The sequence below is a fragment of the Nocardioides sp. genome (genome assembly GCF_014360585.1).
In the GTDB taxonomy this organism is placed as follows: domain Bacteria; phylum Actinomycetota; class Actinomycetes; order Propionibacteriales; family Nocardioidaceae; genus Nocardioides.
Map to the genome: position 1 here is coordinate 1 of NZ_JACIXG010000060.1, position 13,602 is coordinate 13,602.

The window sequence follows — 13,602 nt, forward strand, 5'->3', positions numbered from 1 at the left end:
CCCCGGTCGGCCGAGACGTCAACTCTGTCGGCCGAGAAGGCACGCAGATGCCGTCTCGGCCGACGGGAGTGACGCTTCGGCCGACCGGGGTGACGCTTCGGCTGGGGGTCAGTCGCCGAGGCCGCGAGCCTTGAGGGCGTCACCGGTCTCATGGGCGCGGGCGACGACGCGGATGACGAAGGGGGAGAGGTACGCCCGGGGGGAGCGGCCGAGGCCACGGGCGCGAGCGGCGTCGCGGGTCTCCTGAGCCAGGGCGAGGGTGCCGGGAAGGGCCTGGATCGCCATCGAGATCGTGAGGGCGACCCGCTCCGGGTCGAGCCCGAAGCGCTGCAGGGGCCGGATCCAGCGTACGACGGCGTCGAGGGTCTCGGTGGTGGGCGTGGTCGAGGTCAGGGTGAGTGCCAGCAGGCCGAGGGAGACGAGGTCGAGCAGGGACTCCACGGCCCGGTCGAAGGTGAACAGCCACCACTGCACGAGCGCGATCAGGAGTGCGATGACGAGCACGGCGCGCAGCGCCCGTGCGGTGGACCGCAGGTCGAGCCGGCCGATCAGGGCGAGGACGACGGCGACGCCGAGGAAGCCGAGCGAGAGCAGCGGGCCGCGCAGCGCCACGATGGCCACGCTGAGCACGGCCAGACCGAGCATCTTGGCGCCCACCGGGAGCCGGTGGAGCACGGTGTCGCCGGCGCGGTAGAGCCCGATGGTCATGCTCATTCCGCGTCCACCGCCCCCACGTAGTGCTTGACGGCGGCGTCGGCCTCGCCGTCGAAGCAGACCCGGCCGTCCTCGACGACGAGGACCCGCTCGCAGCGGCGTACGAGGTCGAGGTCGTGGGTGACGAGGACGAGCTGCTGAGGGAGCGAGAAGAGCAGGTCGCCGACCATCCGGGTGTTGCGCAGGTCGAGCAGCGTCGTCGGTTCGTCGGTGACGATCACCTCCGGATCGGTGGCGAGCACGCCGGCCAGCGCGAGCAGCTGCCGCTGGCCCCCGGAGAGGGCGTGGACACTGACCTCGGCCCGCTCGGAGAGCCCGAACCGGGCCAGCGTCTCGAGGGCGACCTGCTTGCGGCGTACGCGGTCCTTCACCGTCCTGCGCAGGGACAGCTCGACGTCCTCGACGCAGGTCGGCATCACCAGCTGGGCGGCGGGGTCTGTGAAGGTGAACCCGACGCGCCGGCGCACGGCGGCCCCCTTGCGGTCCACGTCGAGGCCGTCGACGGTGACGCTCCCGGCGGTCGGGGTGACCAGGCCGTTGATCATCCGCGCGAGAGTCGACTTGCCCGAGCCGTTGCTGCCGATGATCCCGATCCGCTGCTCGGTCAGGGCGAGGGTGGTGGGGTGGAGGATGGTGCGCTCGCCGTCGAGCTCCGGGGACTCGACCCGGACCTCGGCGGCCTCGAAACGGATCTCAGGCACGCCGGGCGAGCAGCTTTGGGAAGGCGCGGTGGACCTGCGAGGCGACGACAGCGGCGACCGCGGCCTTGATGAAGTCGCCGATCCAGTACGGAGCGTCGAAGGCCGCAGCCTCCAGCAGGCCGACGCGGAGCACGACGGCCATCCCGATGATGCCGCCGACATGGTTGATGACGACGCCGACGACGCAGGCGGCGAAGACGAGGGCCGGGTTGGTGCGGCGTCCTCGCAGGACGTACTTCACCAGCAGGCCGACCACGAGCACCATGAGCGGGAACGACCACAGGTACCCGGCGGTCACGCCGACGAAGACCCCCGGCCCGGCCGCGTGGCCCGCGAAGACGGGGAGACCGGCGATCCCGAGGATGAGATAGAGCACCACCGCGGCGGTGCCGCGCAGCGGGCCCAGCAGCGCACCGGTCAGCAGGAGCGCGAAGCCCTGCAGCGTCAGCGGGACGCCGGCGCCGCCGATCGGGATGGCGGCGAGGTAGGAGCAGACCGCGATCAGGGCCGCGAACGCGGCGATCAGCGCGAGGTCGGTGGCGTCGAGGCGCGGCGACCTCGCCGTGGGGGTCTCGGCGGCGGTTGTGGGGGACTCGGTCATACTCGCTCCTGCGTACTCAGACCTGAACCGTGGTCAGGTGAACGGTGTTCAGGTTAAGGTCGGTGTACGTCTTCGTCCACTTCGTCCCACCACCTGGCCCCTGGGGAGCACCATGCGATACCGCCGTGAGGACGTCGTCGCGCGTGCGCTGCAGGTCCTCGATGACTACGGCCTCGCCGATCTGACCATGCGCCGTCTCGGCACCGAGCTCGGCGTACGCCCCAGCGCTCTCTACCACCACTTCGCCAACAAGCAGTCGCTGCTGGCCGCGGTGGCCGACGAGATCCTGCTCCGCGGCCGGCACGAGCCGTCGGGAGCCTGGGACGTACGCGTCACCGCCATCTGCAGCGACCTGCGCGACTCGCTGCTGGCCTACCGCGACGGAGCCGAGGTCGTCGCCACCGTGTGGGCCTTCGGGCTCGGCGCGACCCAGCCGTACGACGACCTCGTCGCCGCCCTGAAGGACGGCGGCCTCGGCGATCTCGCTCCCGTCGCGGCCCGCACCCTGCTCCACTTCGTCTACGGCCATGCCGTCGACGAGCAGACCCACCTCCAGGCAGCCGCCGCGGGCGCCATCGAGGACGACGTCCGCGACACCGACGACTTCGTCACCGGTCTCGGTCTGGTCGCTGCGGGCATCTCCATGGCCAAGGCCGTCCGGGAGGCCTCGGCCGACCGCTGAGGTTCGGAGCGGTCAGCGCGCCTCGACCACGGCGCCGTGCAGCTCGGCGAGCATCACGGCACCGGCGAGGTCGAGCTTCGTCCCGCGCAGCGACGCCGTGGTCAGATCGGCACGGTCGAGGTCGGCCCCGCGGAGGTCGGCCCCGTGCAGGGTGGTCTCCTGGAGCGTGGCTCCGCCGAGGCGGGCATCTCGCAGGACCGTGTCGGTGAGGTCGGCCAGCGACAGGTCGGCCTCGCGCAGGTCCAGTCCGGACAGATCGAGCCGGGCGAGGTTCGCGCCGCGCAGCGAGACACCGCGCCACACACCGCCGCTCACCTTCAGCGGCCGCAGGATGCACCCGGAGAACTCGGTCCCGCTGAGCTTGCAGCCCTCGAACGTCGAGTCGAAGAAGTTCGTACGCCGGAAGTCGCAGCCGACGAACGCCGAGCCGACATGGGTCGAGGCGTTGAAGCGGCCGCCGTGGAACGTGCACCTCTCGAAGAGCGCCGCGGACGTGGTCGCCTCGGTGAGGTCGACATCGGTGAAGACGCAGTCGACGAACCGGGCTCCGGTGAGGTCGGCTCCGTACCAGTCCTCGTTGCGGAAGTGCTGGTCGTTCGCCTCGGTGGGTGGGTTCGCCATGGCGCACACCTTGCCACCCGGCACCGACAACCCAGCGCGGCTCAGCTCAGTCGTTCTGGGTGAACCACTCGTCGAGGAGGGGCCAGGTGGTGTTGCGGGCGTCGCGACCGGTGAGCAGGCCGAGGTGGCCGCCCGGGACGACCTCGAAACGGAGCTCCTCGGCGCCGGTGAGCAGGTCGACCAACGGCTTGACCGCGGCGACTGGGCCGATGCCGTCGTTGGCGCCCGCGACGACGAGGGTGGGCTGCTTGATGTCGCGGAGATGGACGGCGTGGTCGCCGAGGTCGATCTGCCCGCTGAACAGCGCGTTGGTGCGGAAGAAGTGGTGGTAGAGCTGTCCGAACGTCCGCCCCGGGTAGGCGATGATGTTGTCGGTGAACCGGTCGACGGCCTCGAGCTGGGCGAGGAACTCGCGGTCGGCGATGTTGGACAGCTTCGCGACCGGCTTGGTGAACATCTTGTCGACCGAGGAGATCTGAAAAGCCCACCTGACCAGCGGCTTCGGTGCGCCACCGAGGGCCCGCGACGCAGTGGTGACCAGGTTGCCCGGCGGCAGGTTGAGCAGCGGTCGCAGCGGTGCGATCAGCGGCACCTGACGTACGTCGCAGGGCGAGCCGAGCACTGCGATCGAGGCGATCGGGAGGTCGGGGGAGTCGGCGGCGGTGAGCATCGTGAAGATCCCGCCCAGCGACCAGCCGACCACATGCACCGGCCGCCCGCCGGCGTGCTCGGAGACCGACCGGATCGCCTCCGGCACGACGTGCTCGATCCAGTGCTCGATCCCGAGGCTGCGGTCGGAGAAGTTCACCTCGCCGTACTCGACCAGGTAGGTCGGCCGGTTCGTCCCCACCAGATGCTCGACGACCGAGCAGTCGCGACGCAGGTCGTAGCAGAGCGCCGGCGCCGCGAGCGGCGTCACCAGCAGCACCGGGTCGCCCTCCGGGGTCGTCCCGGCCAGCGGCCGGTAGTGGTAGAGCTCGCGGCGGTTGCCGTCGTCGATCAACGTACGCGGCATAGGCCGTAGGTCGGCGAGACCGCCGTAGAGCAGCGAGTGCGCGACGTTCCCTGCGGCGGCGCCGACCGTGGTGGCGATCGAGGCGGCAGCTTTTCGGGGGTGGGGAAGGAGGGCCATCGTGGGACTAACGTAACCCGGCTCTGCGAGTCACGTGTGGTACCCGTCACGACGACATGTGTGAGTGCACGATGAATCCCAAAACGGTATGATGATGGTATGAGCGTTCAGATCACCGTCCGGCTCCCCGATGAGCTGGCTGCTTACGTCGACGAGCTCGTGCGCGCCGGCAACGGTCCGAGAGCTGCGATCGTGTGCGACGCCTTGAGCCTCTACCGGCAGCATCGTCGTGCCGAGGAGGATGCCCGGATCCTCGAGGAGTCGGGTGACTACGACGACTTCGACGACCTGGTGAAGTTCGCAGCACTCGATGCGTGACATCCACATCGCTCACCTGGACAAGGCTCGCCCGGTCCTCGTGCTGACCCGCGAACCGGTGCGCGCCGCGATGCGGCGCGTCACGGTCGCCCCGATCACCTCCACGATCAAGGGTCTGAGCACCGAGGTCGAGGTCGGGCCGGAGAACGGCCTCGATCAGGCGTGCGTGGTCAGCTGCGACAACATCATCACCATCGACAAGTCAGCCCTGGGCCGCCATGTCGGCTTCTTCTTCGATCGCCAGGAGCCGGCCCTGGCGACCGGCATCGTCAATGCGTTCTCCCTCCGGCTGGGCGGCCGCGCTTAGAAGCGTTGGCGCGGGTCTGGAGCTCGAGCGGTTGTCACCGGCGCTGGCGGGTACCAGACGATCCACGGATCCCAGTCGAGAGGATGAGACCAGTGCGAGAGCCCGACGAAAACGCCAGTCACGGATCAGAACCGGGTGCCCGGTCCGACGAGCGGAGGATGTATCTGCGGTTCGGGGCCATGATCGCGACGTCGACGATGGTGATGTACGCGCTCACCTACACCAACCTCTTCTCGTTCGCTCACGCCCGATGGAGCGAGGAGCGGGTCTACATGGCTGTGCTGATGGGTTCGGCCATGGCGATCGTGATGCTTGGGTTCATGTGGGGGCGCATGTACAAGAACACCGTGGTCAACGTGGTGATCATGGTCGCCGCCCTCGTGATCGGCGGTACGGCGTACGCCCTCTCGCAGTCCCAGACGCTGGTCGGCGACGAGAGCTACATGAGGGCGATGACGCCGCACCACTCCATCGCGATCCTGACCAGCGAGCGGGCGAACCTCGAGGATGTCCGAGTACGTGAGCTCGCCGACGGGATCAGCAAGACCCAGGTGGAGGAGATCAGGGAGATGGACTGGCTGCTCGACGACATCGCCGAGAACGGCAAGGCCACCACCGCTCAGGAAGCCGCCCAGCGACCGGTGCCCGACTTCTCAGATAAGGCCGGACGGTGGCTGGACCATCCTCGATGGCTCCTCTGGCCGCAGTCCGCCACCCGCGTCGGATCGGCTCGCTGACGTCCTGGCCAACAGCTGGTCACACACTGCGATGAGCCGCTCCCGCAGCGGAGCGGCCCGCTCGGCGAAAGCACGCTGGGCGGCGGCGTACTCCGCCTTCCCGGCGGCCGTCTCGATCCGGATCGGGTCGAGACCGAGCTCGGCGAGGTCGTAGGGGGCGGCCTTCATGTCCATCGTGCGGATGTCCCAGGCGAGCTCGAAGCAGTCGGCGACCAGGTCTGAGGAGACCAGCGGCGAGAGCCGGAAGGCGTGCTTGTAGAGGTCCATGTTGCCGTGCAGGCAGCCCGGCTGCTCGAAGGCGGCCCGGTCGTCGGACCGCGGCGAGAGGGTGTTGAGCGGCGCCGCAGGCGGGGTGAAGAAGCGGTACGCGTCGAAGTGGCTGCACGCGATCCGGTGGGACTCCACGACACGGTCGGTGCCGGTGGCACCGAGGCGCAGCGGCCAGTCGGCGTGGCATACCTGCTCCGGGGTCAACTGGTAGACCATGGCCCACTCGTGGAGGCCGAAGCAGCCGAAGTTGGCCTCGCGAGAGGCGGTTGCCCGCAGCAGCTTCAGCAGCGTCTCGACGAGCAGGCGTTTGTCGGCGAGGAAGTCTGCGGTGACGGTGCCGTCGGCGTAGCCGCGCAATGCCTCGTACTCCGCTGCGTCCTCCAGGGCCACCCCGAAGCCCGGGTGCCAGCGCAGGAGCTGGGCGGGCCGGTAGGAGTAGTAGGTGAAGAGGAAGTCGTTGACCGGGTGCTTGACGCGGGCGCCGCGGCGAGCGAGATGAGGCTCGACGTAGGGCGCCAGGCGCGCGCGGTGCGCCTCCGCCCGAGCGGTCCACTCCTCGCGAGACAACTGCACACGTTCAGCGTAATTGGGGTCTCGACAAGCTCGACCACCGGTGGGAGGGGCAGGCTCGACCATCGGCGCGCGGAGTTCTGCGGATAGGCTCAGGGTGTGCGTATCGCCAGATTCACTACCAAGGGTGGCGAGCCCCAGTTCGGCGTCGTCGTGGGGGACCTCGACGGCTACGGCCAGCTCAGCGAGGACGCGACCGTTGTCGCCCTCCAGGGCGACCCGCTGTTCTCCGGGGTCAACCTCACCGACCAGGTCCACAAGTTCGACGACGTCAAGCTGCTCGCGCCGGTCATCCCACGCAGCAAGGTGGTCGCGGTCGCCCGCAACTACGCCAAGCACGCCGCGGAGCTGGGCAACGAGGTCCCCCAGGAGCCGCTCTTCTTCATCAAGCCCAACACCTCGGTGTGCGGGCCGAACGACGCGATCCAGCGGCCGAGCAGCGTCGAGGACCTCCACTTCGAGGGTGAGCTCGCGATCGTGATCGGCCGGATCTGCCGCGACGTCCCGGAGGAGAAGGTGAAGGACGTCATCCACGGGATGACGGTCGCCAACGACGTGACCGCGCGCGACACCCAGCGCCGGCTGAACCACTTCTCCCAGGCGAAGGGGTACGACACCTTTTGCCCGCTCGGCCCGTGGATCGAGACCGACGTCGAGCTCGAGCAGCTGGCCGCCGGCGTACGCATCCAGACATTCCTCAACGGTGACGTCGTCCAGGACGGGTCCACGAAGGACCTCGTCCACGGCATTCCGAAGCTGATCGCCCACATCAGCAGCGTCATGACGCTGCTGCCGGGCGATGTGATCCTCACCGGCACCCCCGAGGGTGTCGGTCCCATGGAGCCCGGTGACGAGATCGAGATCTTCGTCGAGGGGCTCGGAGCTCTGACGAACAAGGTGGCACAGCGTTGACTGACAGCGGGTTGAACAACACACTCGAGCCGAAGGACTATCGGGTCCGGATGGCGCCCTCGCCGACCGGGTCGCCCCATGTCGGCCTGGTCCGCACCGCCCTGTTCAACTGGGCCTTCGCGCGCCACCACGGCGGCACCTTCGTCTTCCGCATCGAGGACACCGACAAGGCGCGCAACACCGAGGAGTCCTACGACGGGCTCATCGACCTGATGCGCTGGCTCAAGCTCGACTGGGACGAGGGCGTCGAGGTCGGCGGCCCCTACGGCCCCTACCGCCAGTCGGAGCGCTCGGACATCTACGCCGACGCGCTCGCGCGGCTGCGCGCCTCCTCCCACGTCTACGAGTGCTACTGCACCGGCGAGGAGACCACCGCCCGCTACGAGGAGCGGCTGGCCGCCTACAAGGCCGCGAAGGCCGAGGGGATCAAGGGCGAGGCCCCCGCCCAGGGCTACGACAACTACTGCCGTGACCTGAGCGAGGACCAGATCAAGGCGTACGAGGCGGAGGGCCGCACCTCCGTGCCCCGTTTCCGCATGCCCGACGGCTCGATCACCTTCAACGACCTCGTCCGCGGCGAGGTGACCTTCGAGACCAAGCACGTCCCCGACTACGCGCTCGCGCGCGCCAACGGCGACCCGCTCTACACGCTCACCGCGCCGGTCGACGACGCCACGATGAACATCACCCACGTCTTCCGCGGTGAGGACCTGCTCTCCTCGACCCCGCGCCAGATCGCGCTCTTCGACGCCTTCGTCGAGGTCGGGCTGGCCGAGCGTGCGCCGGAGTTCGGCCACCTTCCCTACGTCATGGGTCAGGGCAACAAGAAGCTCTCCAAGCGCGACCCGGAGGCGCACGCGCTGAAGTATCGCGAGGCGGGGTTCCTGCCCGAGGGGCTGCTCAACTACGTGGCGCTGCTCGGCTGGGCGATCGCCGCCGACCGCGACATCTTCACCATGGAGGAGATGGTCGAGGCCTTCGAGATCCACGACGTGGTCAAGAACCCGGCCCGCTTCGACGTCAAGAAGGCCGAGGCGATCAACGCCTCCCACATGCGGCTGCTGCCCGTCGAGGAGATCACCCACCGGGTGATTCCCTACCTCAAGGCCGACGGTGTGGTCTCGGACCCGGTCTCGGACCCCGACGCGCAGATGCTGGAGCAGGCGATGCCGCTGGTCGCCGAGCGGATCAACAAGCTCGGTGAGGCTCCCGACATGCTGCGGTTCCTCTTCGTCCCCGAGGCCGACTTCGCGCTCGACGAGGAGGACGCCGCCAAGCTGCTCGACGAGGCGGGCCTGGAGGTGGTCCAGGCTTCGTACGACGCCCTGAACGGTCTCTCCACATGGTCGACCGCCGAGATCCAGGACGCGCTGACCGCGGCCCTGATCGACGGGCTCGAGCTCAAGCCGCGCAAGGCGTACGGTCCGGTGCGGGTCGCAGTCACTGGGAAACGGATCAGCCCGCCGCTGTTCGAATCCATGGAGCTGCTCGGCCGGGAGCGTACGCTGGGGCGCCTTAAGGCGGTTCTCGGGAAGTAGGTTCGGACAGGATGAGTACGGTCGTGGAACCGCCCTCGGGACTGGCGTACTACCAGGTGCAGCGCAGTGGGCGCAGCGGCTGGGGACGACCGCTGATCGGACTCATCCTGATCGGACTGTGTGTCTTCTTCGTCTCGCCGGCGGTCGTGCTGGCCGGGTTCGAGGTCTTCTTCGTGCTCGCCGGCGACGACGTCTCCAACGGGATGGTCCGGGTCGCCGACGTGGAGAACGTCACGCCGGAGTCGCTGGCGTTCCTGCTGCTGTCGCTGGCCGGGGCGATCCCGGCGGCCATGCTGCTGTGCTGGGCGCTGCACGGGCTGCGGCCGGGATGGCTGGCCTCGGTGGAGCGACGGATCCGCTGGCGGTGGCTGCTGCAGTGCCTCGGGATCGCGGCGATCACGATGGTGGTCACCGTCATCATCGCCTCCCGGCTGCCGATCCCGGGGGACGACCTCGGGGCCAGCACCCTCAATCCTTGGACGACCACGATGCGCGACTTCGTGCTCGTGATCGTGCTGCTCACCCCGCTGCAGGCGGCGGGGGAGGAGTATCTGTTCCGTGGCTACATCTTCCAGACCTTCGGATCGCTCTTCGGCGGGATGCTGGGCGCGCGTACGGTCGCGGTGACGATCACCGCGCTGCTGTTCGCCTTCGCCCACGGATCCCAAGACCTGCCGCTCTTCCTGGACCGGTTCGCCTTCGGGATCGTCGCCGGGATCTGTGTCATCGCCACCGGTGGCATCGAGGCCGGCATCGCGATGCATGTCCTCAACAACTTCGTCAGCCTCGGGATGGCGGTCGCCTTCGGTGACATCTCGACGGTGCTCAACACCTCCGAGGCGTCGTGGTGGCGGATTCCGGTCACGCTGGTCCAGTCGGGCGTCTTCCTGGCGCTGACAGTGTGGGCTGCCCGATCGGCGGGCCTCGCGACCACGACCAAGAGGCTCTAGAAGCCCTTTAGGGCGTGCCGATTTCGTAGCCTGGGGACGTCCCCGGTAATGTTTCCTCTCGGTTCGAGGGAGAAATTCCGAGGGCCGCATCGCACTTGTTGGAGGCCTCTTCCGAGACTAAGTCAACAAATTCGATGGGCTATGGTGTAATTGGCAACACGACTGGTTCTGGTCCAGTTATTCTAGGTTCGAGTCCTAGTAGCCCAGCGGATCCTCTGCTGAGGATTTGGGAGAGAACAAGCGATTCGCTAATGTTTCTCCCGCTGAAACGGACGAAAGTCCGCGGAAGCTGTGCAAGCCCCCGTCGTCTAGCGGCCTAGGACGTCGCCCTCTCACGGCGGTAACGCCGGTTCAAATCCGGTCGGGGGTACAACGCACAGAAGGGCCCCGAGTCACTGACTCGGGGCCCTTCTTCATTTCGGTTGTGGGACTTCGGCAGGATCAGTGCGAAATCCGCTGCAACGTTTCGGGCACGAGCGGTCAGGTATGGGCAACCACCCACCGCAGGAGGACCCGATGTACGACGACGAGCTCGATTCTCTCCTGAGAGCGGCTGCACCTCGTCCCGACCCGATGGCGGACATGCTCGCGCGGGATCTCGCCACGACGGTCGCGAGCTCCGACCGGGCTGCTGAATCACGGCGATCCCGGCCGAGGAGGAAGCGGCTGCGGAGGCCGTTCGTGCTCGGCGGCGCCGCGGTTGGAGTTCTCGTGCTCACTGCGAGCATGACGGGGTCGCAATGGATGATGAGCGTGCCGCCGTTCATGACGCTCCAACCTGGGGTGCAGCGGGTCTACGAACCGATCGAGTTCGTCGCGACCTGGGAGAACGGCGTGCAGCGCGAATGTCAGCTCTTCCTCGAGTTCGAGAGGCTCGATGACGAAGAGCTCGACCGCGTCGCTGCGCATGTCCGTGCCAAGGACTGGAGTGCGTGGCGGAAGGATCTGAGTGACGCGGCGACAGACGACAGCGCCGGTCTCGATGATCGGATCCGAGGTGAGCTGCGGAGCGTGGTCCCCGACCTGACTGCTCCGTTCGAGTCGGAGACGGCGCCGGTGCTCGCCGGCTATGGCACGAGCTGTGAGGGCGTCCGTTGACCGCTGACCAGATCCTCGGGTCCACGAGTCGAAGCGGCGAGGTCGAGGACTGGCTCGGCACCGTGGCGCCGGCACTCCTGGCGTACTTCGTGCGTCGGGTCACGCCGCCCGACGAGGCTGCGGATCTTCTCGGAGAGGCGCTGCTGGTGCTGTGGCGCCGGGCGGACGCGATCCCGGACGAGGAGCGGGCCGCACGGATGTGGGCATTCGGGATCGCCCGGAACGTCCTCCGAGGGCATCGACGTACGAGCCGGCGACGATCTGCCCTCGCGAACAGGCTGCGAGCGGAGCTCGCGGCGAGCGATGGACTTGCGCATCCGGCGGATGTGCGTGTGCTGGACCTGCGTTCGGCCCTCGAACGTCTGAAGCCGATCGATCAGGAGATCGTGCGCCTCGTGCATTGGGACGGACTCAGCCTCGTCGAGGTCGCTGAACTGCTCGGGAAGAGTGAGGGAACGGTGAGAAGTCGCTATCACCGCGCCAGGTCGTCGTTGAGGCGGTAGCTCGGCTGAGGCGACGCCGATGTGATGGTTCGGAGAGGTGTCAGGTAATATTTCGTCCTGCCTGCGGAGCCGAAAGGTCACCGTAGACGTGCAAGCCCCCGTCGTCTAGCGGCCTAGGACGTCGCCCTCTCACGGCGGTAACGCCGGTTCAAATCCGGTCGGGGGTACAACGCACAGGAAGCCCCGAGTCACTGACTCGGGGCTTCCTGGTTCTCCGGGTCCAGGCTCAGAGGTCGAGCTGCATCCAGGCGACGTCGTGCCAGGCGTCGAACTTCCAGCCGATGTTCTTGTACGTCCCGACGTCGGTGAACCCGAAGGATCGGTGGATGCCGATGCTGGCCTCGTTGGGAAGCGCGATGCCGGCCAGGGCGCGGCGGTAGCCGCGCTCCTTCAGGATCGGGAAGAGGGCTGCGTACAGGGCCTTGCCTGCGCCCTTGCCGCGGCGCTCCTGGTCGAGGTAGATCGACACGTCGCAGGCCCAGCGGTAGGCGGCGCGGGTGCGGTGCTGGGTGGCGTACGCATAGCCGACCACCTCCGGGCCGGTCTCGCCCTCGGTCTCCAGGACGAGCCAGGCGTGCTCGGCCAGGGACGACTCGATGCGGCGAGCCATCTCCTCGACCGTGGGTGGCTCGGTCTCGAAGGAGACGAGGGTGTCGGTGACGTACGGTGCGTAGATCCGGGCGCAGACGGCGGCGTCGTCCGTGGTGGCCGGCCTGATGGTCATCGCTGCTCCCCGTCCTTCCAGACCTTGTGGGTCAGGGGCGTGCCGGGGCGGTAGGCGAGGTGCCTGGCGGTGGGTGCGTCGAGGGCGTGCAGGTCTGCACGGCCGCCGACGGCGATGCGGCCGACCGCGTCTTCGGTCCCCTCGCGGCCCAGGGCCTTCGCGCCGCCGACGGTGGCTGCCCAGAGCGCCTCTTCGAGGGTGAGGTGCTGCTGCAGGACGGCGGTCGCGACGCAGAAGGCCATCGAAGTGGTGAAGCTCGAACCCGGGTTGCAGTTGGACGCGATCGCGACGGTGGCGCCGGCGTCGAGAAGGGCTCGGGCCGGTGGGAACGGCTGCCTGGTCGACAGGTCGCAGGCGGGCAGGAGCGTGGCGACGGTGGCGGAGCCGGCGAGCGCGTCGACGTCGGCCGGAGTGAGGTGGTTGCAGTGGTCGACGCTGGTGGCGCCCAGCTCGACGGCCAGCCGGACCCCACCGGACTCGCCGAGCTGGTTGCCGTGGACCTTCAGGCCGAGGTCGGCGGCGCGCCCGGCCTCGAGGACCTCACGAGACTCCTCGACGTCGAAGGCACCCTGCTCGCAGAAGACGTCGACGTAGTCAGCGTGAGGCGCGACGGCCGTCAGCATCGGACCGGTCACGAGGTCGAGATAGGCACGGCGGTCCGTGCCCGTGGGGACCACGTGAGCGCCGAGGTAGGTGACCACCTCGGCGTGCTGGGCGCTGATCCGGGCCAGACGCTGCTCGGTCTCGACGTCGAGCCCGTAGCCGGTCTTGGCCTCGATCGTCGTGGTGCCGCCGCGGAAGGCCTCGCCCCGCAGCCACCCCGCGCGGGCCCGCAGCTCGTCGTCGCTGGCGGCTCGGGTGGCCTCGACCGTACGCATGATCCCGCCGGCCTCGTAGGGCCGACCGGCCATCCGGTCGATGAACTCCTCGGCGCGATCGCCCATCGAGACCAGGTGGGTGTGGGAGTCGACCCAGCCCGGGAGCACCGCGCGCCCGCCGAGGTTTTCTCGTGCGTCGGCCGCGGGGGCCTGGGCGGCGGGGCCGATCCAGGCGATGCGGCCGTCCTCGATCACCAGCGCAGCGTCGTGGACGGTGCCGTGCTCGTCGGTGTGAGTGGTCAGCTCGCTGATGTCGGTCAGCAGCACGCTCATCGGACCACCTCCGTAGCGCAAGCGCCAGAATACGGACGCGGCCCGATGAAATGTCCGCTGGTCGCTCGCTGAC

Annotated in this window: 17 protein-coding genes and 3 tRNA genes; 12 read left to right on the forward strand and 8 right to left on the reverse strand. The window is 68.6% G+C overall.

What is annotated here, in order from left to right:
• Positions 1-108 precede the first annotated feature (108 nt).
• Genes H5T77_RS18060 through H5T77_RS18070 form a run of 3 tightly spaced genes read right to left on the reverse strand, consistent with a single transcriptional unit; the run spans position 109 to position 2,016 of the window.
• Positions 109-714 carry an energy-coupling factor transporter transmembrane component T family protein gene (locus tag H5T77_RS18060; RefSeq protein WP_292651564.1) on the reverse strand — a complete coding sequence of 202 codons (606 nt, stop codon included), beginning with the start codon at positions 712-714 and terminating at the stop codon, positions 109-111.
• Positions 711-1,415, reverse strand: coding sequence for an energy-coupling factor ABC transporter ATP-binding protein (locus H5T77_RS18065; protein WP_292651566.1), 705 nt, complete (start codon positions 1,413-1,415; stop codon positions 711-713). Before H5T77_RS18065 ends, H5T77_RS18060 begins: the two co-directional genes overlap by 4 nt.
• The gene (locus H5T77_RS18070) at positions 1,408-2,016 is read right to left on the reverse strand and encodes a biotin transporter BioY (RefSeq protein ID WP_292651568.1); all 609 of its coding nucleotides are present in this window, start codon (positions 2,014-2,016) and stop codon (positions 1,408-1,410) included. The genes H5T77_RS18065 and H5T77_RS18070 overlap by 8 nt, the downstream gene beginning before the upstream one ends.
• A 112-nt stretch (positions 2,017-2,128) precedes the next feature.
• Here H5T77_RS18070 and H5T77_RS18075 point away from each other — a divergent pair, with 112 nt between their 5' ends.
• Positions 2,129-2,698: a TetR/AcrR family transcriptional regulator C-terminal domain-containing protein gene (locus H5T77_RS18075; RefSeq protein ID WP_292651570.1), complete on the forward strand. Its 570-nt coding sequence runs from the start codon at positions 2,129-2,131 to the stop codon at positions 2,696-2,698.
• A 12-nt stretch (positions 2,699-2,710) separates the two neighbouring features.
• Here H5T77_RS18075 and H5T77_RS18080 read toward each other — a convergent pair whose 3' ends face one another.
• Both H5T77_RS18080 and H5T77_RS18085 read right to left on the reverse strand, forming a co-directional pair.
• Complete coding sequence (locus H5T77_RS18080; RefSeq protein WP_292651572.1) at positions 2,711-3,319, reverse strand: pentapeptide repeat-containing protein; 609 nt, start codon at positions 3,317-3,319, stop codon at positions 2,711-2,713.
• Positions 3,320-3,365: 46 nt separating this feature from the next.
• Complete coding sequence (locus H5T77_RS18085; protein ID WP_292651574.1) at positions 3,366-4,451, reverse strand: alpha/beta fold hydrolase; 1,086 nt, start codon at positions 4,449-4,451, stop codon at positions 3,366-3,368.
• Positions 4,452-4,550: 99 nt separating this feature from the next.
• On the opposite strand from H5T77_RS18085, the gene H5T77_RS18090 reads away from it, so the two are divergent.
• The 3 genes from H5T77_RS18090 (at position 4,551) to H5T77_RS18100 (ending at position 5,813) form a co-directional block, all read left to right on the forward strand.
• Positions 4,551-4,769, forward strand: coding sequence for a ribbon-helix-helix protein, CopG family (locus H5T77_RS18090; RefSeq protein WP_292651576.1), 219 nt, complete (start codon positions 4,551-4,553; stop codon positions 4,767-4,769).
• Entirely contained in the window at positions 4,762-5,076 is a 315-nt protein-coding gene (locus tag H5T77_RS18095) for a type II toxin-antitoxin system PemK/MazF family toxin (RefSeq protein WP_292651578.1), read from the forward strand. Before H5T77_RS18090 ends, H5T77_RS18095 begins: the two co-directional genes overlap by 8 nt.
• A 179-nt stretch (positions 5,077-5,255) precedes the next feature.
• A complete protein-coding gene (locus H5T77_RS18100) occupies positions 5,256-5,813 on the forward strand; it encodes a DUF305 domain-containing protein (protein WP_292651580.1) in 558 nt (185 codons plus the stop codon).
• Here H5T77_RS18100 and H5T77_RS18105 read toward each other — a convergent pair.
• Entirely contained in the window at positions 5,730-6,656 is a 927-nt protein-coding gene (locus tag H5T77_RS18105; protein WP_292651581.1) for a 3-methyladenine DNA glycosylase, read from the reverse strand. The two genes, H5T77_RS18100 and H5T77_RS18105, sit on opposite strands and share 84 nt — an antisense overlap.
• A 96-nt stretch (positions 6,657-6,752) precedes the next feature.
• Here H5T77_RS18105 and H5T77_RS18110 point away from each other — a divergent pair, with 96 nt between their 5' ends.
• The 8 genes from H5T77_RS18110 to H5T77_RS18145 all read left to right on the forward strand — a co-directional run bounded on the left by H5T77_RS18110 (position 6,753) and on the right by H5T77_RS18145 (position 11,821).
• The gene (locus H5T77_RS18110) at positions 6,753-7,565 is read left to right on the forward strand and encodes a fumarylacetoacetate hydrolase family protein (protein ID WP_292651582.1); all 813 of its coding nucleotides are present in this window, start codon (positions 6,753-6,755) and stop codon (positions 7,563-7,565) included.
• A gap of 50 nt (positions 7,566-7,615) precedes the next feature.
• A complete protein-coding gene (gene gltX / locus H5T77_RS18115) occupies positions 7,616-9,103 on the forward strand; it encodes a glutamate--tRNA ligase (RefSeq protein ID WP_292651622.1) in 1,488 nt (495 codons plus the stop codon).
• 11 nt (positions 9,104-9,114) lie between these two features.
• Positions 9,115-10,053, forward strand: a complete 939-nt coding sequence (locus tag H5T77_RS18120; RefSeq protein WP_292651584.1) for a CPBP family intramembrane glutamic endopeptidase — start codon at positions 9,115-9,117, stop codon at positions 10,051-10,053.
• Between the two features lie 135 nt (positions 10,054-10,188).
• A tRNA-Gln gene (locus H5T77_RS18125) sits at positions 10,189-10,260 on the forward strand.
• Positions 10,261-10,350: 90 nt separating this feature from the next.
• Positions 10,351-10,423: transfer RNA gene (locus tag H5T77_RS18130), tRNA-Glu, on the forward strand.
• 146 nt (positions 10,424-10,569) lie between these two features.
• Positions 10,570-11,151, forward strand: coding sequence for a hypothetical protein (locus H5T77_RS18135; protein WP_292651586.1), 582 nt, complete (start codon positions 10,570-10,572; stop codon positions 11,149-11,151).
• A complete protein-coding gene (locus tag H5T77_RS18140) occupies positions 11,148-11,654 on the forward strand; it encodes an RNA polymerase sigma factor (RefSeq protein ID WP_292651588.1) in 507 nt (168 codons plus the stop codon). Before H5T77_RS18135 ends, H5T77_RS18140 begins: the two co-directional genes overlap by 4 nt.
• Positions 11,655-11,748: 94 nt before the next feature.
• Positions 11,749-11,821: transfer RNA gene (locus tag H5T77_RS18145), tRNA-Glu, on the forward strand.
• A 59-nt stretch (positions 11,822-11,880) separates the two neighbouring features.
• Here the strand turns inward: H5T77_RS18145 and H5T77_RS18150 are convergent.
• A complete protein-coding gene (locus H5T77_RS18150; RefSeq protein ID WP_292651590.1) occupies positions 11,881-12,378 on the reverse strand; it encodes an arsinothricin resistance N-acetyltransferase ArsN1 family B in 498 nt (165 codons plus the stop codon).
• Entirely contained in the window at positions 12,375-13,529 is a 1,155-nt protein-coding gene (gene hutI / locus H5T77_RS18155) for an imidazolonepropionase (RefSeq protein ID WP_292651592.1), read from the reverse strand. The genes H5T77_RS18150 and hutI overlap by 4 nt, the downstream gene beginning before the upstream one ends.
• Positions 13,530-13,602 lie beyond the last annotated feature (73 nt).